Origin of the sequence: Shuttleworthella satelles DSM 14600 (assembly GCF_000160115.1) — a bacterium.
GTDB lineage: Bacteria > Bacillota > Clostridia > Lachnospirales > Lachnospiraceae > Shuttleworthia > Shuttleworthia satelles.
Window position 1 is genome coordinate 399523 of sequence record NZ_GG665867.1, and the last position, 24239, is coordinate 423761.

Consider the following 24239-nt stretch of genomic DNA (forward strand, 5'->3'; position numbering starts at 1 on the left):
CAGATGGCAAGGAAGGACTCGGAGAAACAGAAGAAATTCATGAGCCGTGTGTTTCGCGGTAAGGAGATTTTTAAACCACTGAATACGGGCTGGATCGATGAACATGTTGCCTGCGTGAGGGAATGGGTTGCGAATATTTTCTTCTATACGAAGAATGGCAGGACAATTATGATTGATGCCGGGTACAATTACGAGCGGCTGGGTGAAAAGATGGGATGGCTGGATATAGATCCCGTGTCCATTCAAAACATTCTCATCACCCATCAGGATACGGACCATGTCGGCGCCCTGGAAGAGGACAGTAATCTTCTGTTCAAAGACGCAACCGTATATCTCAGTGAGATAGAAAACCGCTATCTGACCGGCCGAGTAAGACGGAAAGTACTCTACGGCTTTTATAAACTTCCCATGGTGAAAATGGATAACAGGCGGGTTCTGCTGACGGATGGGCAGGTCATTACGATTGACGGAATCAAGATCGAATGTATTCTGGTTCCCGGTCATACCTGGGGGCACATGGTCTACCTGATTGATGATCAGTACCTGTTTACGGGTGATACGATCTGGTTTGGCGCGGACGGGGGCTACAGCTTCATCAGTACTCTGGCGGAGAGCAATCAGCTCTCAGTCAAATCACTGGCTGCGCTTGAAAGAAAGCTGAAAAGAAGGACAGGAGCCATAAAGATTATCACCGGTCACACGGGCTGGACGGACGATTTGGAATTTGCCTTTCGGCACAGGACAGAACTTTGCGCCCCGTTCAGGAAGCGTATGCATGACCCGAATGCGCCCTATGACGGATACGAAGAGGAAGGGGATACGGAGCAAAATGCGCGCGGAATAAGGCTTATCAAACAAATTGATTATGCGGCAAAGCGGTAGCGTATATCCATCTTTTCCCAGTGCTCATCTTCGATAAGAAGATTTCCATCTTCTGTGGAAGCGAAGCCGCATTGAGGACTCAATGCAGGCTTTAAAAGATACAATAAAGAATGAAATGCGGTGAAGAATATGCTTGACTCTGTACCTGGTTCATGGTCTATTCTTCAGGGGAAAAGAGGAGGAATCAGCATGCTTGAACGCAGAAAAAGGAGAATCGAATTGACGTATGAAATGACTTCTTTTAAGCTGTAAGATCTAAAAAGATGAGAACATCTTAAGAGCATGAATTATCATAGAGGCGGAGGAAAACGAAAAAATGATCTTATACATCGCTACCGGAGTTGTTTTTCTGCTGCTGCTTCTGTCAATATGGAGGGACAGCCGCAGCCTTTTAAATCCTGCCCTCTTGATTATCAGCCTGCTTTTTGCTCTTGTGTCAGTAATACAGCTTAGCTATCTGTCCGGGAACAGCAATTCCTATATGCTGGCTCTGATGGTCTGCTTTTTGGGAATTCCCTTTTTGATTTTTCTCAGCGGCATATTCCTCGTTTATAACGGGATTGTCCTATTGAAGCGTGAGGGTAAATCCAAGGCGAATTTTCTTTCGCTTATTATGGGGATTCTGATCTTCGCCTTTTTTGGAGTGATACTGATTCGGGCATATGGAAGCAATCTGTATTTTTATCAGAATCACTGGATCAACATTTTTTTTATCTTCTTTGTTTATTCCTATCTGATCTTTGGCTTTGCATTTGCCGGTTTTATGCTTTATTCCATTTTGTATCTGCTGATTCCAAAGCGAAAGCACTATGACTTTATCATTATTCATGGCGCAGGTCTCTTAGACGGAGAAAGAGTGACGCCTCTCTTAAAACGCAGGATCGACAAGGCGGTAGAGGCATATAAGAAGTCTAATAATCCCAATATGAAGCTGATTGCGAGCGGAGGTCAGGGACCGGATGAGAAGATTTCGGAGGCGCAGGCGATCTTGAATTATCTGCTGGAAGAGACAGACATTCCCAAAGAGGCGGTTTTACTAGAGGATCAATCAAAAACAACCTATGAGAACCTGCTGTTTTCCAAGCGAATAGGAGAGAAGCTGGTGGATCAGCCCCGCTTTTTATTTGTGACCAACGATTATCACGTGTTTCGCACGAGCACTTATGCCAAGAAGATTGGAATCAAGGGAGACGGCCTGGGCTGTTCAACGGCAGGCTATTATATTCCATCGGCATTTATTCGCGAATTTATTGCTCTATGTGTGAAAATGAAATGGATGTTTGTCGCTTTTTATGCGCTCCTTTTTGCGGCACTGCTGATTTCCTATCATGGAATTTTGTGGTGAGATGTTGGCCTGTCTGTAAGGTTCCGAAGCATTGACTGCGGCTGTGTGTCTGACCTTTTAAGGAAACGCTGAGAGTGACAGAATTTCATCGAAATGGTATGATGAGCCTGTAACAAAGGGGATAATGGAATGATGCGGAAACGGATATCAGGATATCAATGATCATGTATGGTATCTGGATTGAATTGCAGCTGTGATATGTGAGTGATATCTGACGTTTTCTTACATTCCTGCTCATGCAGGGAGGTTTCTATGCTGCTTACGACAACAGAGGCTATTGAAGGCAAGGAACTTATGACGCTTGGTATGGTTAAGGGTTCTACCATCCAGACCGTCAACGCTTTTAAGGATATCGGCGCTGGTTTTAAGACCCTGGTTGGCGGAGAACTCAAGAACTACAACAAGATGATGGCAGAGGCGAGAGACAAGGCTGACAGCAGAATGATCGAGGAGGCAGAAAAGCTGGGGGCAGATGCAATCGTCGGAGTTCGCTATGCTTCTTCTTCGATTATGCAAAGCGCGGCAGAGATTATGGTTTACGGTACAGCTGTAAAATTCAGAGTCTGATCCTGCCGCCTCCTGACCTTGCCTCTGGCTGGCTCCGGGCCTTGCGTGCGCAGGATCGCCATGAATATGAGGGCTGACTCCATACTCTGTCTGCGTGTTTTGATGTATGCACAGAATGTGGAGTCAGCTCTTTTGCTGTAAAAGGTTAGACAAAATATAGCAATGAGAATATGATGTGGGAGACAGAGGGCAGAGATGAGATGAGGACAAGAGAAGATGCAATCCAATATGGTCTGACCTTTGATGGAGCCTATACGGACAGGCCCTTTCCAAGGGCGGACTGGCAGCTGGTTCGGGTAAGGGGGAGCAAGAAGACCTTTTTGGCCGTTTATGAGAGAAATGGCCTGGTCAATCTCAATGTCAAGGTCGACCCGGAATGGCGCGATTTCTGGAGAAATGCCTATGCCTCTGTTCTTCTCGGCTGGCATCAGAACAAGGAACACTGGAATACGATTCTGCTTGACGGAAGCATTCCGGAGCAGGAGATGAAAAGGATGATTGCGGAGAGCTATGATCTCGTGACGGACTCTCCGGCAAAGCGCATCTATCAGGCGGTCAGAAAGATCCCAAAGGGGTGTGTGGCAACATATGGGCAGGTGGCGCAGATGGCCGGGAATCCAAAGATGGCTAGGGCAGTCGGCAACGCCTTGCACAGGAATCCGGATCCCCTGCATATTCCCTGTTTCCGCGTGGTCAACGCTAAGGGAGAACTGGCGGGAGAATTTGCCTTTGGAGGAGCGGGGCAGCAGGCCAAATTGCTTGAGCAAGAGGGAGTCCATGTGGAGGACGGTCGGGTCGATCTGAAGAAGTATGGGATTTGTCTGCAGAACAAGGGGCTGACCTGAAAAAGCATGGAATTTACATTGAGGCCGGAGAATTTCATTTAGAATATCATTTACAGTGGTGCGAAGACGGTAACTGGGATAGATACAGATATGGAGACTGCCTGTGGCGAAATATCGAGTGAGTGATTTGATCCGAGAGGCAATGGCAGCTAGAGAGAGAGCCTATGCTCCCTATTCCGGGTTTCGGGTGGGAGCCGCCCTTCTTGCGGATGGGAAGATCTACCGGGGTTGCAACATTGAGAATGCTTCCTATGGCGCCAGCAATTGCGCCGAGCGAACGGCTGCCTTTGCCGCGGTTGCCGCCGGGGCCGGGCATTTCCAGGCGATCGCCATCATTGGCGGAAGAGAAGAGAGAGCAGAAAGCTACGCCTGGCCCTGCGGGATATGCAGACAGGTCTTAAGCGAGTTCGCAGATGAAGAGATGCAGGTGATTGCGGCCAAGAGCGAGAGCGACTATCGGATCTGCTCTTTTAAGAGCCTTCTCCCACACGGCTTTTCTCGGGAGACCCTGTTTGAATCGACGAAATAGGAAGCCAGTGATCATCACAGATCAAAGCTGTGGATAAGGGTACTTGCGAGAAAGTGAGAAGAGAGAGGGAGAAAAACGTGCATCCATATTATGCTGAAAATAGGGATAAGCTGAAAAAAGACATGAATAAGCTGCTTTTTCTGATCCGCCCTGAGCTGGAAGAAGCCAGCAGAAGAAAATATGGTGATGTGTTTGCCGAAATATGGACCTATTATGAGACGAAACTGCTGGAAAGGTTTCCGTATATCGGCGGAGAGCATGTCAGCGGCACACGTAACCTGACGGGTGCATACTGCTTTGTTGCCATGGGTGAAGTACTTCAAAAATACGGTGTCGATCCAGAAGAAACGGGACATCTCATGGTGATGAGCTATGAGCGTATGACTATGAAAATGCCGTGGATCGTCCGGAAAAGCATAGGTAAGTTATGCGGGAACACAAGGCTTTTGAACAAGATATTTAGGAAAAAGGACGCCAAAAATGCTGCCAATGCAGCGAAAAACCCTGGCAGCTTTGAAACAAAGACACAGATCCCGCCGGAAGAGGGATCTGATTTCAGCTATCACAACCTGGTCTGTCCGCTGGCTGATTTTGCAAAGCAGTACGGATATGAAGCATATATGCCCTATCTCTGTAATCTGGATTATGTCATGTTCAGCGTTCTCGGTGTGCCGCTCTTTCGCGAACATACCTGCTTTGAAGATGGCGATTTCTGTGATTTCAGAATAAAGCTTGGCGAAAAGCCGATGGAATATTGGCCGCCTGTTTTCACACAGGGAAGGGGGTATAAGTAAAAATGAAGTCTGACTACAAAAACCGGGTGCCGGAAGGCCCTTCTCGGTGGGGGAAGAACCTTGGAAAAGTTATCACAGAACACGATCATCGAGTATCTTCAATATATAGTATTGGTGCTGGGATCAATTATCATTTGAATGTAAAAGCTTTTTGACATGTTTTTTCAGAGATGTCCAGGCAATTTGATAGATGTCGGAGGATGACTGCTCTAAGATTTATATAACAAGAGGGGGTGAGGCAGATGGATATTGGGAGCAAGATTCGAAAGTCGCGAGTGGATGCAAAGCTCACACAGGAGCAGGCGGCAGAAGCCCTTGGCATCAGCAGACAGACTATATCCAACTGGGAAAACGAGAAGTCGTACCCGGATATTGTCAGCGTACTGAAGATGAGCGATCTCTATCGGGTCAGCCTTGATTATTTATTGAAAGGAGAATCCTCAATGAGCAGTTATATGGACTATCTTGACGAGAGCACAAATCAGGTAAAAAGCAGACGTCGCTTATCAGCATTGATAGTGGTTTTATCTTATTTGACTATCTGGACCCTGGCGATCTTGTGGTTCTGGTTTTCGCCGGATGAAACGGGAAAAGCCATGGTCTATGCCTTAGGTGTCATATGGATTATCATTCCGCTGACGACCTTTATTCTCTCTCTCCTCATTGGCGAAATGGACTTATGGGGAAGGTGTAAATGGTTTGCATCGATCGCCTTCGGCATCATGTACATGCTGCTGGCATATATGAGTTTTAGCTTGGCGAACAATATTGCGACTGGAAAAGTGAATGAGCCGAATTGGACGCTGCTTCTTGTCGGAACGGTTATTTCTCTTCTTGGCATAGGGGTTGGACATCTGATTTCTATCTTAAAAAAATAATATGAAGGGTGAACTTTTGGCAATTGCCTATGACGCGTCAGGGAAAAAAATGGATCAGTATTTGTGGCAGGCGCCCACAAATACGAGTAGGATTGCAATTCACCACCATCTAAAAAAGGATGAGGAAGGTCTAAGGTCATCTCCCCTCATAGAGATTGTCTGTTATAATGGGATCGTCTGTTACAATAGATGCTTACAAGGGAGAACCAATGGAAGAGCAGGAAAAGAAGAGAAAGGGCAGAAGAATTAGCGGAATACTTAAGAAAATACCGCTGACGGTTAGGATTGTCTTTTTTTTATGTATCATGGTTTTATGCATCGGGATAGGGACCTTGGTTCCCACGAAATTCATGCACAGGGAAACGGTGTTGGATTTCGGCTTTAAGGATGTGGGCTTTCTTGTGACGCAAGAGTGGTATGGCAGAGTTTTAGAGGATGGTTCCAAGGAAAGAAAACTCTTTGATTCCATATCAATCCCCTTTACCAAAAGCTATCTGATATTCAGTCTGGATGTTGAGGTCTTGGCAGGGACGAATTTTGAGGAGATCGAGTATAAAAGCAAAAAAGATGCAGAGGGGAACAATATCATAAGCATAAATCTGCCCCATGCAGTGCTCTATAAATCATATGAAGTAAAGGATTCCTTTGTAAGCTACCTGGATCAGGAGAGCTGGTTTACAAATATCAGTGCCGAAGAACAGCAAAAGCTAAAGGATGCCATTGTCAAAAAGGGAGAGGAACAGGCATTACAGTCAGGGGTATTGGGAAAAGCAGATCAAAACACACAGAAGGTAATTGCCAACATGATCAAGAGCAATGAGTTAACAAGAAATTATAAGGTTGAGTTTGAATATAAATAAGGAGAATCATATGAACAAAATGAGGGGAACTTTGCTTAAAATACTGCTTGTTGTAGGTGTGGTGGCAGGTTTATTTTACATCTTCTTGTTCCTGACAAGATGAGAGAGAAAACTTAGCAGATTCGGAGAAATAATCGAGAAGAAGGCTATAAAAGTGCTTGGAATTACATTGCTGGTAGTCGTTTTATTCTTGGCTGTGATATCGGCAGTGCTTGCCGGTTCCATTGCATACTGTAATGAGGTCTGGAATTGTCCGGTTTTGTTTTATACCGGCACAAAATATGACAATAAAAATTATGAGTCTATGGTAAGCGCTCTGCTTTCGCTTCAAAAGAAATAGAATATGAATGTTCTTGATCTTTGGGATGACGCTGATATGAATGCAGTATCAAAAGAAGATTACAAGCTTTATATGTATGATGGCATTCATCCTTCCAGGGCGGGTACCTGCTATGGTGGACACCAAAGTTTGAAGAAGTCCTTTCTGAAATGGTGAAATAAGTGGGATGATGCCATGAAATTTGAAATCCTGGGCTGTATTTCATCTCGCAAAGGAAGTATGGACGGAGGAATAAATAATGCCCCGGCGTCGGAAAAGCGCATAGAATGATATCCTCAATTGGTGCATAATCGTAAATAATATAGAGGATAATCGTCAATATAGAGGAGACGAGGTCATTTTGTACCGGAGTCATAGTATCCACGCTCAGATAGCTGCTGTTCATGTATAGAGATGAGGGCGGGCGATGAAATATCGAGGGATCTATTGGACGCTGTTTGCGCCGATGATAAAAAAGAGTATTGCAAAGCGCTTTGACCGAAAACTGGCTGACCGGTCAATCCGCCAGGGCAAAGAGGAATACAGGAGGCTTCTCTCCCGCGCGGACGATCTGGGCCCCGGCAACCCGATGGCGGCAAACGCGTACTTTGCCTATGCTTTCGCGGCGGCATGGCTGGGAAGCGGCAAAAAGATCAGCCCTGATGAAATGGCTCATGTGATGATAGACGTGCTGACAAGTCCGCTTCTTCGAACTTTATTCGGAATGATAGATCTGAACAAGTCACCGAAAAAATGGTACAGGAGCATGAAGAAGTATGAGACATGGTATCGGAAAAGGGGGAAAGAATATCCGGTCAATTGGGTCGTACACTTCAATGAGGGACTGCACAGAGATGGCAGTTACTATTATTTTTCCCGCTGCCCGATCTGCGAATTCTGTGAGAGGGAGGGAATCGGTGAACTGATGCCCGCTCTCTGCGCGACAGACGAGGTCATGCTGCGGCTCCAGCATGGAAGGCTTCATCGGGAACACACGATCTCAAACGGTGACGGCATCTGTGACTACGGGATTGTCGGAGATAAGGTCACGGATGAAAAGTGAGGATACCGAAGGAATGGAATTTGATGCTTTTTGAAGAATAAACTTGACCCTCCACCTGGTTCATGGTCTATGTTTTAAGGGAATCGAGGAGGTATCAGCATGTTTGGACGCCGAAAAAAGAGAATCGAATCCATGATCAGAAGACAGTGGGGCTGTGATCCGAGGGACCTGCCAACAGCTTATATGGTAGAGGATCGAATGAAATCGATCCGTATGTATCAAGAGGAGTATGGACAGGACGGGATCGATGCGATCACATGGTCTGATCTTGAAATGGATGAGGTCTTTTACAGAATTAATAACACACGAAGTTTTGTCGGAGAGCAGGTGCTCTACCGACAATTGCATGAGCCCGGGACAGGGGAAAGGCAGCAATTATTTTCAAAATTGGTTTCCGCCTTTGCAAAGGATGAGAAAAGGAGGCTGGTATTTGAGAGAAAATTCTGCGGAATCGGGAAAAGACAGAGCAGCTACTTCCTCCCATTGATGTTAAAAATGTTGGACGACCGGGGATGGGCCGAATTGGTATTTTATCGACTTCTGCAGCTTTTATTCATCTGCGCTATTTTGGGGACGTTTCTTTTTCGCCTTCCACAGGCAAGTTTTTTTCTGATCCTGATGGTGAGCTGCAACCTGACCATTTATATCATAAAAAAGGAAAAGCAGGAATATACATTTTACAGTCTGTATGATGTGTGCGTGATTGTTAAATTTTGCCGGTATCTTGAGAAAAACTGGCCATTGGATGATGTTTCATGTGCAGAAGAAATCAGAAAGGACTTAAAAAACTGAGGAGGGTGGAAAAGGCGGTAGGCGGTTTTTCGGTGCGAAAAGCCTTTGAACTCAACGATCCAAATAATTTCCTGCTCGATTATCTCTTTGGGATCACGCTGATCGATCTAGTAAGCTACATTAAGCTGTCGCGGGCTATTTTAGGAAATGAAGAGGCGATTCTGCATTTATTTGATCTGGCGGGGACGGTGGATTCTGCCATCTCTTGCGCTTCCTTTCAAAAGGGAATGAAATGTGGCTGTCATCCGACTTTAACAAAAAAAGAGGAGATTTGCTGTGAGGATCTGCTGCATCCGCTGCTCAGAGATGCGGTTGGAAACGACCTTGTATTGACAAAAAACACAATCATTACAGGGGCAAATGCGTCCGGGAAATCAACCCTGATGAAGGCCCTGGCAGTCAATGTGATTCTCGCGCAGACAATTGATTTCTGCACCGCTTCGAAATTTGAAATTCCCGAAATGGATGTGATGTCATCAATGGCGATTCGCGATGATCTCATCTCAGGGGAAAGCTATTATGTTCGTGAAGTCAAATACATGAGGCGAATGGTAAAAAGATTAGAGTCGGGTAAAATGGTTTTATTTGTCGTAGATGAAATCATGAAGGGGACCAACCAAAGAGAGAGACTTGCCGTATCAGAAGCCCTATTGCATTTTTTCTCAGATAAGACTTGTTTTATCATAGTGGCGACGCACGATCATGAACTGGCGGAGAGAGTCCGCGATGCATACAAGTGCTATTATTTTGATTGTTTTTATGATGAGGGAACGATAACATTTGACTATAAGATAAAAGCGGGGCTTGGGGGAGAAAGCAATGCGATCCTCTTACTGGAGCAGTTTGATTTTCCTGAGGAAGTCCTTAGTGACGCGAAAGAGATCCTGAGCCATGAGGGGGATTTATGAAAATAGGAGAAGTGGCAGAAAAAACGGGATTGGATATCAGCACCATCCGTTTTTATGAGAGGAAGGAACTGATTGCACCTGCAAGAATAAGCACTAACAGCTATCGATCTTATACACAAGAAGATATCAAGTGCCTGGATACGATAGTACTGTATCGGAAAATGGATCTTTCACTTGAACAGATTAGAAATCTCCTTCAGAAAAATGCCAATTTGCAAGGTGTATTAAAAGAGCAGATAAATATACTCAAGGAGGAACGAGAGCACTTGGATGGAGCACTTAGTCTGTGTCAAAAAATGATTGATGATCAGGCAGATATATCATTTGATGTAAAATACTATCTGAATTATGTCAAAACAAAAGAGGCAGAGGGAAGAAAATATCCTGATATCATGGGAGTTATCGATCGTGCGGTTGAGCAAACAGATATTGACGGATATCTGGGCCTTCCAATTTCGGTATATTTCATGAGATATACATGGGTGAGACGTCTGTTCGGAATTATCTCTATCTTATTCTTGACTGTTTTCCCCCTGGTTATGATTGCGGAGTGGTGGATGAGATGGAGGCACAATCAGACGGGACTTCTCTCGATTTTGATTTGGGTGCTTCTGATGATTTTCTTTTGGGGGATTTCAATTGAAATTTTCCGAAGAGGAAAAGGCAGCAAGCCCTGAAAAGATGTGTGTGTTTCTGACGGGGTTTTTGTGCTGAGATGATTGAGGCAGATCTGAGATGAGAACAAGAGAAGAGGCCATACAATACGGACTGACCTTTGACGAAGCCTATGCGGATAAGCCTTTTCCCAGGGCGGACTGGCAGCTGATCCGAGTGAAGACGAGTAAGAAGACCTTTCTGGCTGTCTACGAGAGAAATGGACTTGTCAACATCAACGTCAAGGTGGATTCGAGCTGGCGGGATTTCTGGAGGAATGCCTATGCGTCAGTTCTGCCGGGCTGGCACCAGAACAAAGAGCATTGGAACACCATCCTCCTGGACGGGAGCATTCCGGAGCAAGAGATCAAGCGGATGATCGCGGAGAGCTATGACCTTGTGACGGATTCTCCCGCAAAACGTATTTATCAGGCGGTCAGGGAGATTCCCGCGGGCCATGTGGCAACTTACGGACAGGTGGCGCAGATGGCGGGAAATCCTCGGATGGCACGGGCGGTCGGAAATGCCCTGCACAAAAATCCAGATCCGCTGGGTATTCCCTGTTTTCGCGTGGTCAATGCCCAAGGTGAGTTGGCAGGAGAATTCGCCTTTGGCGGGGCAGGACAGCAGGCTAAATTGCTGGAGAGAGAGGGAGTGCGTGTAAAAGATGGTCGGGTCGATCTGAAGAAGTATGGAATTCAGGTGAAGAGAGACCTGACTTGACAGTGCGATACAATGGTTCTATCTTTTTCTTTGCGTTCGTAGAATGGGTTTTTGTGAGCAGTGACCGGCGGTCCGGATCGCAGAGATGCAGAGGCGAAAAGTCGGATGGATATGAGTAGATAGTGTGGAGGAGAGGACTGCTTGTGACGGAATATCAAGTGGAAGATCTGATTCATGAGGCGATGAAGGCCAGAGAAAGGGCCTATGCTCCTTACTCGAAGTTCAGGGTCGGAGCTGCCCTTCTCGCGGACGGAAAGATCTACCAGGGCTGCAATATTGAAAATGCCTCTTATGGCGCAAGCAATTGCGCCGAGAGAACCGCTGTCTTTGCCGCGGTCGCTGACGGAGCCAGACATTTTCAGGCAATTGCGATCACGGGGGGGAAAGAGGAAGAGGCGGATGATGCAATATGGCCCTGCGGGATCTGCAGGCAGGTCTTAAGCGAGTTTGCGGATGAGAATATGCAGGTGATTGCCGCAAAGAACGAGAGGGACTATCAGGTCTGTTCCCTGAAGAAGCTTCTTCCCCATGGTTTTTCTTCGGACGCCTTATCCGAATCGGCAGAGCGATAGGTGTTTTCGGGAAACGTCAAGAATCTATATGAAGCGATAGGTATTTTTATGAAAAGACAGGCATCTATGCGAAGTGACAGGTATTTGCAGGAAACAACAGGTATCTATGAGAAGAGATCAGTTTTTGTATGAGATGCAGGCACTTGCCTGATTGGAAGAAAAGAGGATCAACTGACAGATGTATCAGGAAATCATACAGGGACTTTCCGTCCCTTTTATTGGAACAACTGCCGGCGCGGCCATGGTCTTCATCTTAAGAGGGAGCATGACCGTGCGGCTCCAGAAGATTCTGACCGGTTTTGCCGCCGGGGTCATGACGGCAGCCAGTTTTTGGAGTCTTCTGGCTCCTGCCATTGAGCAGGCGGAGTATTTGGGAAAGCTGGCCTTTCTGCCGGCGGCGATCGGCTTCATGATTGGCGTCGGCTTTCTGCTTTTGCTGGATTATATCACACCGCATATGCATATGGATCAGGTGGAGGAAGGACCAAGAACCGGCTTAAAGCGCACAACCAAGTTGATCCTGGCGGTGACCCTGCACAATATCCCGGAGGGGATGGCGGTCGGTGTGGTCTATGCCGGCTGGCTCTACGGAGACAATCAGATTACGGCGGCAGCCGCTTTCGCCCTTGCCCTTGGCATTGCCATCCAGAACTTCCCGGAGGGAGCCATTGTTGCCATGCCCCTTCGGGCAGAGGGGATGGGGAAGATAAAGACCTTCATTTATGGGACTCTCTCCGGCATCGTCGAGCCTATTGCAGGGCTGATTACCCTTGTCGCGGCCGGTTATGTGGTTCCGGTGATGCCCTATCTGCTCAGTTTCGCCGCGGGGGCTATGATCTATGTCGTTGTCGAGGAACTGATTCCGGAGATGTCCGAGGGAGAACACTCCAATCTGGGGACGGTCTTCTTCTCCCTGGGTTTTGTACTCATGATGATTCTTGATATTAGCTTTGGATGATCCGAAGAGATGAATTATGATGTATCGATCAGGAATATGAAGTTTACCTGTATTTCTATCTGAAGGGGAGAAAAATGAAATTTACAGTTACAGCGCTGGTCTTTGTTCTTATCACGCTCGCAGGCGCGTTTTTCACCATTTATCTCTATTTTAGGCTCCTTGGCACAGCCAGACGGGGCGGAGACTTGCCCCGATGGTTTTATCAAATCGGACACGCCATCAAGGGGCGGGGAATCGAGTACTCGGAAGATCTGCTCGACGATTGTGCTGTTAAGGAGGCGACCTACTATATTCTCGCTTTCCCGCTGGGAATGGTTCTTGTCGTCGGCTTTCGTCTCCTGCAGGGGAATCATCTGTATGAATCCATTCTTTTTGCCCTGCAGGCATCCTTCGTTATTGCTATTGTCATTCAGATGCTGAAGTCTGTCTTTCGCCTGATACTGTTTCTGCTGAGGCACAGTGCATCCGACCATGTTTATGCTTCTTCCAAGGCTGTCTGGGGAATGGGGTTTATAGCTTCCTTTACTCTAACCCTGACCATGTCCATAATCGGCCTTCCTGCGAAGCCGGTGCATTTTCAGTTGCAGGACAAAGACTATACGGCAGGACTTTCCAGGGGGGCTGACCTGCTTAACGATGGGTGGACACTCATGGATACGCATAGCAAGATACAAAGAGGAGCCGGGGATATCATTCGAAATGAGCGAAAGGATCATTTCTATTATGGACAGGCAATGGAAGTCCTGCGGGACGGTAAGAGTTACGGGGTTGTCAACCTGACACCGCCCCTGTCTGATGAATCTCCTCTTGAGGATTGTCTGCTGACCTCCTACACCGTCCGGCCGGAAAATGACGGATGGGAGGAGGTCTCGATTCAGGGAAGAAAGATTGCGGGGTTGAGGCAGACAGATTATCAGGAGAAGTCACTGGCGGACTTCTTTCATGTGGAGTCGGCGGATACCAAGAGCCGTGTGAGTGAGGGAACTGTTGACGTATCCATGCAGAATCATGACTATGTGCTCTTTCCAAGATATACGATCAAAGGCAGCTTTCAGGCGGACGGAAGCCCTTACAGATATACGGTGTACTGTCAGCATACGATCTGGGAATGAAGAATGCAGATGACAGTCACTGTCGGCGTCGGCAGCTGTTCTGAGCAAGAGCGGGCATATGGGGATTGGAGTTGACTATGACTTTTTCGCAATATGGGCAGTGAAAAGTGGCTGGCCGTTTGTTCCGTCCATCAAAGATCATGGCTGCTCCTGTCGGCGGTTGTTGTTTTCAGATAATGTTAAGATAAAGAAAGCCTTCGCTTAAACTTCAGGGCTTTTTCTTGCGTTATACTAACTGACAGCGTGGCAAGAATGAAAGTATCAAATCCATTGGGGAAATGACATGTTGCAGGGAATCAACAGAAAAAATAAGCAGGATAAGGACAGGAGGGAAACGGTCAAAGAGGGTGAGAGCCAGGGGGAAGAACTCTCCTCAATCGTCGGGAAGAAGGTCAAGAAGAAGAAACAGCATTTTTCCTCCTATCTCAGAGTTGTCCCTCAGCTCCTGGAGTACAAGCTGATTGCCTTTGTTCTCCTGCAGGTGGTTGTATTTGGTCTGAAGAAGCTGGGAATGCTTCTGATCTATTCAACCGGCCGTGTCGCGGTTACCAGCGGCGATTACCACTTTCTTTTTCGTACCTGGCAGGGCTGGCTGATTATGCTGATTACCTTCCTGGCATTTTTCTTTGCCATGTCTGTAGATATCAATGGGACTTTCCTTCTGTCCGCCAGACTTCTGCGCAAGGAGAAGGTGCAGATGCCCTCTCTTATCAGAGAGACTTTCGCATCAATCCCCAAATTCATCAATAAACATGGAATTCTGCTCTGTCTCTACGTCGCTCTGGGGGCCCCTTTTTTAGGTGTCGGATTCAATCTGACTCTGACCAAGCACTATTATATTCCAAGCTTTGTGGTGGATGCCATCCGGACAAGCCCCCGCTATATGTGTATCTATGTGGCGATCATGGCTTTTTTAGTCTTCTTTGGGGTGAGAAATACATTGGCCTTTCCCTATATTCTAGTGGATGGAAAGACAGCCCATGAGGCGACAATCCTGTCACATCGAATGATTCGGAAGAAATGGAGGCCGATTGCCAGTCGTCTGCTGATCTTCACTCTGCAGCTGGTGGCCCTGCTTTTGCTTCTCTCATTTCTGATTGCCCTGCTTGGGACACTGGTGACCTCGATTACTGATTTACCGCGCTATTTTAATCGTTTTATCTTCATTTTTGCATATGGGGGAGGCGTGCTTTTGCTCATCTTTTTTACCTTGTCTTTCCCGGCCATGGAAGCCCTGGAGATCACCCGGATTTTTATGAACTTTGACGCGAAAGAGGAAATTTTCTTTGAGAAAGAGCTTCCAAAACGCTCCTTCCTGCCACTTCGCGTATGGAGTTGCTGTCTGATAGCCTCTATGCTCTTTCTTTCTTTTCTGGGGACGCTCTTTTTCGATGAGCTCTTCCCGGCCAGAACAGACACGAAGATTGTGGCGCACAGGCTTGGCGGATACGCAGCGCCGGAGAATTCCCTTCTGGGCTTTGACAGCGCCCTCAACCAGTCTGCGTATGGGTTTGAAACCGATATCCAGAGGTCAAAAGACGGGGTATACGTGATCAACCACGATAATACTTTCGCCAGGACATGCGGGGTCAACCGCTTGGTCTCCGATATGACCTGGGAGGAAATTCAGCGATTGCGGATTGCAGATCCGACAGGAAAACCATCTAGCCAACATCCTCCATCACTGGAGGAGCTTCTGGATTACGCCAGGGGCAAGGGGAAACTTTATTTGGAATTAAAGGGGCCGACAGCGGATCTGAAAATGGCGGATGATGTCAGCCGCATGGTTCGGGAAAGGGGAATGACGGATCAGTGTGTGATTACCTCGCTCAAATACAGCCTGGTAGCTCATGTCTATCATAAGTACCCCGAGATTGAGACCGGCTATATTTATTATTTTTCTTTTGGGGATAGGGCTGCTCTGGACTGTGACGATATGATTATGGAAGAGGAGGCGGCCACAGAGTCCGCGATCAATACCGTCCACAATGCGGGGAAGAAGGTGCTGGTCTGGACGGTAAATTCGCCGGAATCGGCCTACCGCTTTATGGATTCTGATGCAGATGCGGTGATTACAGATCAGGTCTCTATGTGTAAGGATGTCGAGAAGGGGCTTGAGGCCCGTTCTGATACGGAGAGGGTCATTGATTACTTGTCCAGAAATCCGCTCTTCGGGGTCAATATCTCTCAGCCCATTAAGCTGGGAGGGATCCTGCAGGCAAGATAGCAAGCCGGGGCAGACAAGAGAAGACAGAGGATTTTATGGGCTGAGCAAGGCGAAAACGGACCCTGGATGAAAGCAGAAAATGTATCGGAGTGTGAGGCAAAGACTGGAGCTGGTTCTAGGCTTTGCCCGCACTTTTTTTGCCCTGTTTTCTCTGATAGAATAATAGCCGTGCGCCGCTTGTATCTGTCTGCCGGATCCCTTGCGGCAGACAATGTCGGGACGGCTTGACCATAAACAGATCAGTTGAGATCAAAGGCGGGTGATCACATGGAGCAGGTAACATTGGGACCGCAGGATCGATCCGAAGTTCTGCGCTATCTGGAGTACCGGGGACAGGAGCTTCCGGCAGAGCTGACAGACCAGGTGGATTACTGCATGGATCAGGTCAACCGGGCAGCTGATCCCCGTTGCCTGATGAAGATCTTTTCAAGGAAAGACAGGGATGATTACCCTCCCGAACTTGCATTTCTGACCGGCGAGGATATCAGGCGTCATCTGGACGGCTGTGAAGAGATTATCTGCCTGGCGGCTACGCTGGGAAGCGGGATCGACAGTCTGCTCCGAAAGACGCAGATCAGAGATATGGCGGATGCCCTCATCATGGATTCCTGCGCTTCTACCCTGATAGAGGCAGTCTGTGACTCGTTAGACGCAGAACTTCGAGCTCAATATCAGAAGAGGGGGAAGTATCTGACATTTCGCTTCTCACCCGGATACGGAGACCTGCCCATCGGCATCAATTCTCAGTTCGCGGCTCTGATGGAGAGCCGACGGATCGGCCTTACAGTCAGTGCTTCCGGGATTATGATCCCCCGCAAATCGGTAACGGCGATGATCGGTGTGTCCAGGCAACCGAGAGAGAAGAAACAGAAATCATGCGCGGCCTGTAACCTGAATGGTTCCTGTCGCTTTCGAATGAATGGAGTGACCTGTGGACAATAAGATCATCGTATTGGACGGAGGGATGGGGACCATGCTGCAGGCGGCCGGTATGCCGGCCGGTCAGCATCCGGAGGTCTTTGGTCATCAGCATCCCGAGATCGTTGAACAGATTCATCGCCAGTATATTGAGGCGGGATCCAATGTCATCTATGCCAATACCTTCGGGGCGAATGCCAGAAAGCTGCAGGGTTGTTCGATAGATACAGGGAAAGCCGTCTTTTCGGCGATCCGGACGGCCAAAAGGGCGGCCCAAAAGGCGGCAAAAGAGACGGTCAGAGTTGCTCTGGATCTCGGCCCGGTCGGAGAACTCTTAGAACCCTTGGGCACGCTCTCTTTTGAGGAGGCTTATGAAATTTACAGAGAGGCAGTTGTCGCCGGCTATGAGGCGGGAGCCGATCTGATTGTTGCAGAGACCTTCACAGATCTGTTAGATATCAAGGCTCTGGTTCTGGCAGCAAAAGAGAACACTCCTCTGCCTGTCTGGACGACAATGACTTTCGAGCGGTCCGGACGAACCTTCACAGGGACAACCATTGCTTCCATGGCTCTGACTCTGACCGGTCTTGGCGTTGATGCCATCGGGATCAACTGCTCTTTGGGGCCTACGGAGATTCTTCCGCTGATTGAAGAACTGAGGGAGTGGACCCATCTTCCTGTCATCGCAAAACCCAATGCCGGCCTGCCGGATCCGAGAACAGGGGTCTATGACCTGACAGCGGAAGATTTCGGAAAACAGATGCAGGCTTATGCCGAACTTGGAGTAAGCGTTCTTGGGGGATGCTGCGGTACAGATCCTGACTACATTCGCTGTCTGGTCAGTCGCCTGAGAGAGGCCGGATATATCAGTGGATGGCAGGATCTAAGTCAGGCATCTGCCGGGGCAGACCGGTCGAAAGTCAGAAAGGGAATCTGTTCCACGACAAATGTCTGTGAGTTCGGCGGGGTCAGAGTCATTGGAGAGCGCATTAACCCCACGGGGAAGAAGCGCTTTCAACAGGCCCTGCGTGAGCACGATATGGAGTATATCTGCAAGATGGCTCTGGACGAGGAGGAGGCCGGGGCAGATCTGCTGGATGTCAATGTAGGACTGCCCGGCGCCGAGGAGAAGCCGCTGATGCTGGAGGTCGTGCGGGCTCTGCAGGGGGTGGTGTCTGTTCCCCTGCAGATTGATTCTTCGGATCCGGAGGTGATTGAAGCTGCTCTGCGCATTTATGCCGGTAAGGCAATTATCAATTCAGTCAATGCAGATGATGCTAAATTGGAGGCTATCCTTCCTGTTGCCAGGAAGTACGGTGCGGCGGTGATCGGTCTGGCTTTAGACGAGGGGGGAATTCCGCAGACGGCCCGGGAGCGTTTTGAAAAGGCGGCCTACATTAAGGAAAAATGTCTAAAAGCGGGCATGGAGGCGGATGACATTATCATTGACGCCTTAACACTGACAGTGTCTGCTCAGCAGGAACAGGCGAGAGAAACCCTGGAGGCGGTTGAGAGAATCAGCAGGGAACTGGGGCTGCACACGGCGCTGGGCGTCAGCAATATCTCCTTTGGCCTGCCTGCCAGAGAACATGTCACAGAGAATTTTCTCATTCAGGCCATGTACTGCGGTCTGGATTTTCCCATCATCAATCCAAACATCCTGTCCCTGATGGATGCAGTGGCTTCTTTCAAGGCCCTGTCCGGGGAGGATATTTCCTGCATGCATTATATTGACCGTTTCGCCGGACGCAAAGAGATTAAGACGTCTGTTTCAGACAGCAGGCCTCAGGCTGAGTCGGCAGAAGGAGCCGTCGCCGGGGACGCTTCGAACGGGGAGAGGGGAATATCAGATCAGGGGAAGTCTTCCGTCGGATTGTCCGGCAAAAAAGAAGAGGATTCTTTTAAGACAGCCATTGATCAGGCGATCTTAAAGGGTCTGAAGCAGGAGACCAGAAAACTTGCCGAGGGACTGTTGGAGCAGGGCCTGACCGAGGTGGAGGTCATCAACCGTTACCTGATTCCGGCACTTGACCTGGTAGGAGATCAGTATGAAAAGCAGACCATTTTTCTTCCTCAGCTGATTAATTCGGCCAATGCGGCCTCAGCCGCCTTCGACATGATCAAGGACCGCATTGCAGCCAGAGGTCAGGGAGCCTCCGGCAAAGAGGACAAGAAGATTGTTGTCTGTACAGTCAAGGGAGATATTCACGATATTGGCAAGAACATTGTCAAGGTCATCCTGGAGAACTATGGCTACAAGGTATTTGATCTGGGCCGGGATGTCCCTGCCGGGAAGGTGGTTGATACAGTGGTCGCAGAAGACGTCCGGCTGGTCGGTCTGTCAGCCCTTATGACGACAACGCTGCCCGCGATGCAGGAGACCATTGATCGGCTGCGCGAGGCTTCCCCCCATACCAAGGTCTGGGTCGGCGGGGCTGTTCTGACCCGCGAATACGCCAGGGAGATGGGGGCGGACTTCTATGCGGATGACGCCAGGGAGTCCGTAGAAATTGCCCAGAGGGTACTGGGCGAGGCTTAAGAGAAGGTTGGGGAATGATCGGAGAAGACACAGCAAGAGAAGGCCGGGGAATGATCAGTAAAGACACAGCAAGAGAAGGCCGGGGAATGATCGGGAAAGACACAGCAAGTGAAGGCCGGGGAATGATCGAGGAAGACACGGCAAGTGAAGGAAGACAGGAGTGCGTCCATGCAAATCAGAGAGTATCTTAAGGAACACACCCTCCTTTTTGATGGGGCCTTTGGAACCTATTACACAAAACAGTTTCGTCCGGAGAAGGAGGAGAGCTTTTTCCCGGAGTACGTCAACGTATCCAGACCGGACCGGGTCAAGGCGATTCATCGCAAATATCTGTCAGCAGGTGCCCATGCCATCAAAACCAATACCTTCGGAGCCTATCCCGGGATTCTAATGAAAGACGCCGGGGAAACGAAAAAGCTGATTACAGCCGGCTTTTCTCTTGCTGAGGAAGCGCTTTTGAATCACCTGAGCAAGGATGTAAAAAACCGCCCCGAGACGACCGGAGAATTTGCAAGGAGAGCCGGACAGGAGAGATCTGCAGAAGCTTCGGGCGAAGAGGACTACTTTATCTTTGCGGATCTGGGTCCGGCGCCTGGCGAAGAGGAAAAAGAGCGAATTCTGGCTTATCAGATGGCGATTGACTCCTTTCTGGAGACGGGGGCAAGGTATTTCCTCTTTGAGACCCTGCCCGAGGAGAAAACCGTTTTAGAGGCGATCCGCTATTTAAAAGACCAATGTCCCGGGGCCTACACGATCAGCTCCTTTGCCGTGATGCCCGACGGATTCAGCAGCGAGGGCTGCAATTACAGAGATATGCTTGCGGCGGCCGCAGGGGAGAGTGCGGTCGATGCGGTCGGTCTCAACTGCATGTCCTCGGTCTGGCATATGGATCATCTGATTCGACAGATCCCGGATCCGGGGAAACCTCTGCTTCTGATGCCCAATGCCGGTTATCCGGTTGTCCGCGGATACCGGACGGTTTTCGAGGGCAATGCCGATTACTTTGCCAGAATTCTGGCAAGAGATGCCGGCCAGGGAGTCGCTATGGTGGGCGGCTGCTGTGGAACAACCCCCGATCATATCAGGCTTCTGGCAGATCGCCTGAGAGAGAATCCGGTCAGACATCAAGGGGGACAAGGACCTGTTTTCAAGGAGCCGGATCCTGCCCTCGGGCAGGATCATGGCAAGAGAAGCGATCAGCACTTATATGCTGCTACAGGAAGTGACGGGAATTCAAGTGATAAGGGCTCAAGAGACAGTGGTTTAAGCGACAGGGGCTTGTCTGTGTCAAAAGATCAGGATGCCTTCTACCAAAAGCTCATGTCCGGCAGGAAGGTCGTCGCGGTGGAACTGGATTCTCCCAGGGGCTGTGACATCACGAGGTTCATGGAGGCGGCAGAGAATCTGAAGGAGGCCGGGGCAGACATTATTACCATTGCGGATAATCCGATTGCCAAGGCCCGCATGGACTCCTCCATCGTGGCGGGAATCATTCGCCGGCAAGTCGGTCTGGACGCTCTGCCACATATGACCTGCAGGGATCGCAACCTCAACGCGACGAAAAGTCTGCTCCTGGGAAACTACGCGCAGGGAATCCGCAATGTTCTGGTGATTACCGGGGATCCCATTCCGAGCGCCCGGCGCGATGAGGTCAAGGTCGTCTATCAATTCAACTCCCGTAAGCTGATGGCCTATATGAAGGCCCTCGGACAAGAGGAGGGGACCTTTCCAAGTCCCATGCATATTTTCGGAGCGCTCAATGTCAATGCCAGAAATTTTGAAATTGAACTGGACAGGGCCCGGGAGAAGGTGCAGGCCGGAGCGGTCGGTTTTCTGACCCAGCCGGCGCTGACCACAGAGGCAATCGCAAATATCTGCAGGGCCTCGGAGACTCTGCGAGCAGAGAATTCAAGGATCAGACTTCTCGGGGGAATCATTCCCGTCATCAGTGAGAGAAACGGGCGCTTCATGCAGTCAGAGATTTCAGGGATCGATGTGCCGGACGCGCTGATTGAGCGATATGTGGGAAAGGACCGCGCAGACTGTGAAGAGATCGCGGTGGACTCCTCGCTGGAATTGGCGAAAACGATGGAGGACGCGGTGGACGGCTACTATCTGGTGACGCCTTTTATGCGGGATTATCTGATCCGACGGATTATGGAGCGCCTTCCGGGACGATAGGGACAGAATACAGGAAACGCGCAAGCAGAGGACAAGAAGGTCGCGGAGAAAAAAGATAGCTCAGCGGGCCATAGGAGGCAGAGGTGACTTACATGTCGGAAGAGTTTTCCAGAACCAGACTTCTCTTTGGAGAGGAGAAGATGAAGAAGATAGCTGCGTCCAGAGTCGCTGTCTTTGGAATCGGCGGGGTCGGCGGATATGTAGTCGAGGGGCTGGTCAGATCCGGAGTGTCCCGGCTTGCTCTTGTTGACAGCGACCGGGTCAGCCTGTCCAATCTCAATCGGCAGATCATCGCGACTCACTCCTCCTTGGGCAAATACAAGGTAGACGTCATGCGTGACAGGATCTTTGACATCAACCCCCGGGCTGAGGTAGAGACCTTCAAGTGCTTTTATCTTCCAAAGATGGCGTGGCAGTTTGATTTTTCCGCCTATGATTATGTTGTGGACGCAGTGGATACGGTGACCGCCAAATTAGAGATCATCGCGCAGGCGAGGCGGTGCGGGGTCCCGGTGATCTCATCGATGGGGGCGGGCAACAGGACAGATCCCGGATGTTTTCGGGTGAAAGATATTTCGGAGACCAGCATGGATCCCCTGGCCAGGGTTATGCGCAGGGAGTGCAGAAGGAGGGGGATTGACAGGCTCAAGGTCGTCTGCTCCGATGAGAAGCCTATAAAAACCTGTGCATCTGTTCCCGGATCAACGGTATTCGCCCCCTCTGTCGCTGGAATGATTCTGGCGGCAGAGCTGGTGAAAGATTTGATGGGCGATCGTGTTGATGAAAGGGCTGATTTTAGAGATTGAGGAAAGATCTGATTTTGGGTGACAAATTTTTCTGATACGCTTATAATATATGTGTCGTGCATGCGATCATTGCTTGAAATTATTGTGAAATATTTTGGATTAGAGACGCAAATTGGAGAGCAATTGATTTAGGAAAGGAGACGAAATGAAAAGACACAAGAATATTCTGGCAAGGTCATTTGCCTGGGTTATGGCTCTGGCCATGGTCGGAGGATTGCTTTTGCCTGGGGTAAGGACTGTAGAGGCAGCCGAGAATGTGACGCAGGCGGTCGATATTGACGCTGATCTGAAGCTGGGCAGCGACACCGGGAACAATACGATCACGGTTCAGAAGACGGATAACATGGACTTCGTCGGTGTGATCAATGCCAAGACCATCAAGGATCAGATGGCTCAGATTGAAGCTAATTATCACACGGATGCGGACAAAATCGCCCTGTCCAACCTCAAGACGGGCTTTACGGCCAAGATCACGCTTCCCAATGAGCTGACCTTCGCGTCTAAGAATGCCGTTTTAGACGGAGCCAACGGTTCCTTTAAGATCGAGAGCGTTACGGGAGACGACCACTCCGCTACCGTGACCTTCCGTCTGGTCAATGATGATCAGATCGATACCTTTGCCAAGCTCAAGGCTGCTGTCAACAAGGTGGACGACGAGCTCAAGGTGACCTTTAAGACCGCGAAGTTCAATGGGAATGCGCAGGCCAACACGGACTACGAGGTCACAGGCAGCATCTCAGGAGATCTGACGGCGACGGCGACTAACAAGGTCAGCGGCAGGCAGATCAACTTTAACCTGACCTGGAACGGCAAGCAGACCGAGGCAGGTAAGAGCGTGCATAATCCAAGTCAGATTGCCCTGTCCGTAAGATACGCAGAGTCTACAGAGCAGGTATTCCATGCAGATGTGAAGCTTCCGGGCGATATCCTGGTCGGAGATGAGACAGAGCACAATCAGGTCTATGAGGTCGCTGAGGGAAGCAAGGTTGCCTTTACGGGAGCTCTTGATGTGACTCCGGTCAAGAAGCAGTTAAAGCAGGTGGAGGCGCAATTTAACCAGTCTCACCTGGATCCGGCTTCCATTGCCGTCTCTGACTACAGCTCCACCTTTACCGCCAAGCTGACCCTTCCCGATCAGATGGACTTCGACGGGACGCCGGACGTATCTCTTTTGAACGACAACGGCAAGTACAAGATCATCAGCAGCCAGGTGACCGGCAGGACCATTACCGTGACTATGACGGTTAATAAGAATGTGACCTCCTTCGCTGATCTGAAGGATGCCGTCAACGGCATGGACGATCAGCTCAAGGTCCTTGTCAACGGCACGGTCTTCAACAGCCAGGCAAAGGCCGACACCAATTACACGGTTCGCGGAATCATGAACGGCCAGCTGAAGGCAAGGGCGACCAATCCCCTGAGCGGGACGACCATCCGCTTCAGCTTTAACTGGGAGGCAGAGCAGCTGCCTTCAGGCGCGGACGCGATCAATCCGACCAGCAAGGATATCAGCTTTACCCTCAAGTATAAGGCTGCCCCTGCCCCCAAGCCAGAGCCTAAGCCAGAGCTTAAGCCAGAGCCCAACAAGCCTGTAAAGCCCGCAGATCCCGCTAAGCCCAACAAGCCTGTGGTTCCTGTCAAGGATAGCAAGATCGCGCCCAAGACGGGTGACCAGACACATCTTCCCATCTATGCAAGCATTCTGCTCGGGGCATTGGTTATCGGAACGGTTGCGTTTGGCAGGAAGAGAAAGACCGACAGATAAAG

General features: G+C 49.4%; 22 protein-coding genes. All 22 read left to right on the plus strand.

Features of this window, described 5'->3' with window-relative positions; genetic code table 11:
* Nucleotides 1-3 precede the first annotated feature (3 nt).
* The 22 genes from GCWU000342_RS08610 (at nucleotide 4) to GCWU000342_RS08715 (ending at nucleotide 24237) form a co-directional block, all read left to right on the plus strand.
* Entirely contained in the window at nucleotides 4-882 is an 879-nt protein-coding gene (locus GCWU000342_RS08610; protein ID WP_006907006.1) for an MBL fold metallo-hydrolase, read from the plus strand.
* A 316-nt stretch (nucleotides 883-1198) separates the two neighbouring features.
* Nucleotides 1199-2227, plus strand: coding sequence for a YdcF family protein (locus GCWU000342_RS08615; RefSeq protein ID WP_006907009.1), 1029 nt, complete (start codon nucleotides 1199-1201; stop codon nucleotides 2225-2227).
* A gap of 252 nt (nucleotides 2228-2479) precedes the next feature.
* Nucleotides 2480-2794 carry a YbjQ family protein gene (locus tag GCWU000342_RS08620; RefSeq protein WP_006907010.1) on the plus strand — a complete coding sequence of 105 codons (315 nt, stop codon included), beginning with the start codon at nucleotides 2480-2482 and terminating at the stop codon, nucleotides 2792-2794.
* 200 nt (nucleotides 2795-2994) lie between these two features.
* Nucleotides 2995-3639, plus strand: coding sequence for a methylated-DNA--[protein]-cysteine S-methyltransferase (locus GCWU000342_RS08625; RefSeq protein ID WP_045001146.1), 645 nt, complete (start codon nucleotides 2995-2997; stop codon nucleotides 3637-3639).
* Between the two features lie 103 nt (nucleotides 3640-3742).
* Entirely contained in the window at nucleotides 3743-4168 is a 426-nt protein-coding gene (locus GCWU000342_RS08630; protein WP_278081871.1) for a cytidine deaminase, read from the plus strand.
* A gap of 77 nt (nucleotides 4169-4245) precedes the next feature.
* Nucleotides 4246-4962 (plus strand): L-2-amino-thiazoline-4-carboxylic acid hydrolase, encoded by a 717-nt coding sequence (locus GCWU000342_RS08635; RefSeq protein ID WP_045000967.1) that lies wholly within the window; start codon nucleotides 4246-4248, stop codon nucleotides 4960-4962.
* Nucleotides 4963-5204: 242 nt separating this feature from the next.
* The gene (locus tag GCWU000342_RS08640) at nucleotides 5205-5840 is read left to right on the plus strand and encodes a helix-turn-helix domain-containing protein (RefSeq protein ID WP_006907017.1); all 636 of its coding nucleotides are present in this window, start codon (nucleotides 5205-5207) and stop codon (nucleotides 5838-5840) included.
* 209 nt (nucleotides 5841-6049) lie between these two features.
* Nucleotides 6050-6700 (plus strand): DUF4230 domain-containing protein, encoded by a 651-nt coding sequence (locus GCWU000342_RS08645; RefSeq protein WP_045000969.1) that lies wholly within the window; start codon nucleotides 6050-6052, stop codon nucleotides 6698-6700.
* A 746-nt stretch (nucleotides 6701-7446) separates the two neighbouring features.
* Nucleotides 7447-8082, plus strand: coding sequence for an L-2-amino-thiazoline-4-carboxylic acid hydrolase (locus GCWU000342_RS08650; protein WP_006907022.1), 636 nt, complete (start codon nucleotides 7447-7449; stop codon nucleotides 8080-8082).
* Nucleotides 8083-8214: 132 nt separating this feature from the next.
* Nucleotides 8215-8874 (plus strand): hypothetical protein, encoded by a 660-nt coding sequence (locus GCWU000342_RS10565; protein ID WP_156784537.1) that lies wholly within the window; start codon nucleotides 8215-8217, stop codon nucleotides 8872-8874.
* Between the two features lie 5 nt (nucleotides 8875-8879).
* Complete coding sequence (locus tag GCWU000342_RS08660) at nucleotides 8880-9782, plus strand: MutS-related protein (RefSeq protein ID WP_006907024.1); 903 nt, start codon at nucleotides 8880-8882, stop codon at nucleotides 9780-9782.
* Nucleotides 9779-10459, plus strand: coding sequence for a MerR family transcriptional regulator (locus GCWU000342_RS10025; protein WP_006907025.1), 681 nt, complete (start codon nucleotides 9779-9781; stop codon nucleotides 10457-10459). Before GCWU000342_RS08660 ends, GCWU000342_RS10025 begins: the two co-directional genes overlap by 4 nt.
* A 58-nt stretch (nucleotides 10460-10517) precedes the next feature.
* Complete coding sequence (locus GCWU000342_RS08670) at nucleotides 10518-11159, plus strand: methylated-DNA--[protein]-cysteine S-methyltransferase (protein WP_006907026.1); 642 nt, start codon at nucleotides 10518-10520, stop codon at nucleotides 11157-11159.
* Nucleotides 11160-11302: 143 nt separating this feature from the next.
* Nucleotides 11303-11731 (plus strand): cytidine deaminase, encoded by a 429-nt coding sequence (locus tag GCWU000342_RS08675; RefSeq protein WP_156784538.1) that lies wholly within the window; start codon nucleotides 11303-11305, stop codon nucleotides 11729-11731.
* 178 nt (nucleotides 11732-11909) lie between these two features.
* Nucleotides 11910-12689 carry a ZIP family metal transporter gene (locus GCWU000342_RS08680; RefSeq protein WP_006907029.1) on the plus strand — a complete coding sequence of 260 codons (780 nt, stop codon included), beginning with the start codon at nucleotides 11910-11912 and terminating at the stop codon, nucleotides 12687-12689.
* A gap of 74 nt (nucleotides 12690-12763) precedes the next feature.
* Nucleotides 12764-13801, plus strand: coding sequence for a hypothetical protein (locus tag GCWU000342_RS08685; RefSeq protein WP_006907030.1), 1038 nt, complete (start codon nucleotides 12764-12766; stop codon nucleotides 13799-13801).
* A 283-nt stretch (nucleotides 13802-14084) separates the two neighbouring features.
* Entirely contained in the window at nucleotides 14085-16028 is a 1944-nt protein-coding gene (locus GCWU000342_RS10030; protein ID WP_006907032.1) for a glycerophosphodiester phosphodiesterase family protein, read from the plus strand.
* Between the two features lie 267 nt (nucleotides 16029-16295).
* Nucleotides 16296-16970 carry a vitamin B12 dependent-methionine synthase activation domain-containing protein gene (locus GCWU000342_RS08695; RefSeq protein ID WP_006907034.1) on the plus strand — a complete coding sequence of 225 codons (675 nt, stop codon included), beginning with the start codon at nucleotides 16296-16298 and terminating at the stop codon, nucleotides 16968-16970.
* Nucleotides 16960-19485, plus strand: coding sequence for a homocysteine S-methyltransferase family protein (locus GCWU000342_RS08700; protein ID WP_006907035.1), 2526 nt, complete (start codon nucleotides 16960-16962; stop codon nucleotides 19483-19485). The genes GCWU000342_RS08695 and GCWU000342_RS08700 overlap by 11 nt, the downstream gene beginning before the upstream one ends.
* 168 nt (nucleotides 19486-19653) lie before the next feature.
* Nucleotides 19654-21666, plus strand: a complete 2013-nt coding sequence (locus GCWU000342_RS08705) for a homocysteine S-methyltransferase family protein (protein WP_006907037.1) — start codon at nucleotides 19654-19656, stop codon at nucleotides 21664-21666.
* Nucleotides 21667-21758: 92 nt separating this feature from the next.
* On the plus strand, nucleotides 21759-22472 hold the full coding sequence (locus GCWU000342_RS08710; protein WP_006907038.1) for a tRNA threonylcarbamoyladenosine dehydratase: 714 nt from the start codon (nucleotides 21759-21761) through the stop codon (nucleotides 22470-22472).
* A gap of 145 nt (nucleotides 22473-22617) precedes the next feature.
* Nucleotides 22618-24237 (plus strand): hypothetical protein, encoded by a 1620-nt coding sequence (locus tag GCWU000342_RS08715; RefSeq protein ID WP_006907039.1) that lies wholly within the window; start codon nucleotides 22618-22620, stop codon nucleotides 24235-24237.
* Nucleotides 24238-24239: the final 2 nt, after the last annotated feature.

Bases quoted from the DNA above. Each gene is read 5' to 3' on its own strand.
- GCWU000342_RS08610 (WP_006907006.1), top strand. From the start codon at position 4: ATGGCAAGGAAGGACTCGGAGAAACAGAAGAAATTCATGAGCCGTGTG.
- GCWU000342_RS08615 (WP_006907009.1), top strand. From the start codon at position 1,199: ATGATCTTATACATCGCTACCGGAGTTGTTTTTCTGCTGCTGCTTCTG.
- GCWU000342_RS08620 (WP_006907010.1), top strand. From the start codon at position 2,480: ATGCTGCTTACGACAACAGAGGCTATTGAAGGCAAGGAACTTATGACG.
- GCWU000342_RS08625 (WP_045001146.1), top strand. From the start codon at position 2,995: ATGAGGACAAGAGAAGATGCAATCCAATATGGTCTGACCTTTGATGGA.
- GCWU000342_RS08640 (WP_006907017.1), top strand. From the start codon at position 5,205: ATGGATATTGGGAGCAAGATTCGAAAGTCGCGAGTGGATGCAAAGCTC.
- GCWU000342_RS08645 (WP_045000969.1), top strand. From the start codon at position 6,050: ATGGAAGAGCAGGAAAAGAAGAGAAAGGGCAGAAGAATTAGCGGAATA.
- GCWU000342_RS08650 (WP_006907022.1), top strand. From the start codon at position 7,447: ATGAAATATCGAGGGATCTATTGGACGCTGTTTGCGCCGATGATAAAA.
- GCWU000342_RS10565 (WP_156784537.1), top strand. From the start codon at position 8,215: ATGATCAGAAGACAGTGGGGCTGTGATCCGAGGGACCTGCCAACAGCT.
- GCWU000342_RS10025 (WP_006907025.1), top strand. From the start codon at position 9,779: ATGAAAATAGGAGAAGTGGCAGAAAAAACGGGATTGGATATCAGCACC.
- GCWU000342_RS08670 (WP_006907026.1), top strand. From the start codon at position 10,518: ATGAGAACAAGAGAAGAGGCCATACAATACGGACTGACCTTTGACGAA.
- GCWU000342_RS08680 (WP_006907029.1), top strand. From the start codon at position 11,910: ATGTATCAGGAAATCATACAGGGACTTTCCGTCCCTTTTATTGGAACA.
- GCWU000342_RS08685 (WP_006907030.1), top strand. From the start codon at position 12,764: ATGAAATTTACAGTTACAGCGCTGGTCTTTGTTCTTATCACGCTCGCA.
- GCWU000342_RS10030 (WP_006907032.1), top strand. From the start codon at position 14,085: ATGTTGCAGGGAATCAACAGAAAAAATAAGCAGGATAAGGACAGGAGG.
- GCWU000342_RS08695 (WP_006907034.1), top strand. From the start codon at position 16,296: ATGGAGCAGGTAACATTGGGACCGCAGGATCGATCCGAAGTTCTGCGC.
- GCWU000342_RS08705 (WP_006907037.1), top strand. From the start codon at position 19,654: ATGCAAATCAGAGAGTATCTTAAGGAACACACCCTCCTTTTTGATGGG.
- GCWU000342_RS08710 (WP_006907038.1), top strand. From the start codon at position 21,759: ATGTCGGAAGAGTTTTCCAGAACCAGACTTCTCTTTGGAGAGGAGAAG.
- GCWU000342_RS08715 (WP_006907039.1), top strand. From the start codon at position 22,618: ATGAAAAGACACAAGAATATTCTGGCAAGGTCATTTGCCTGGGTTATG.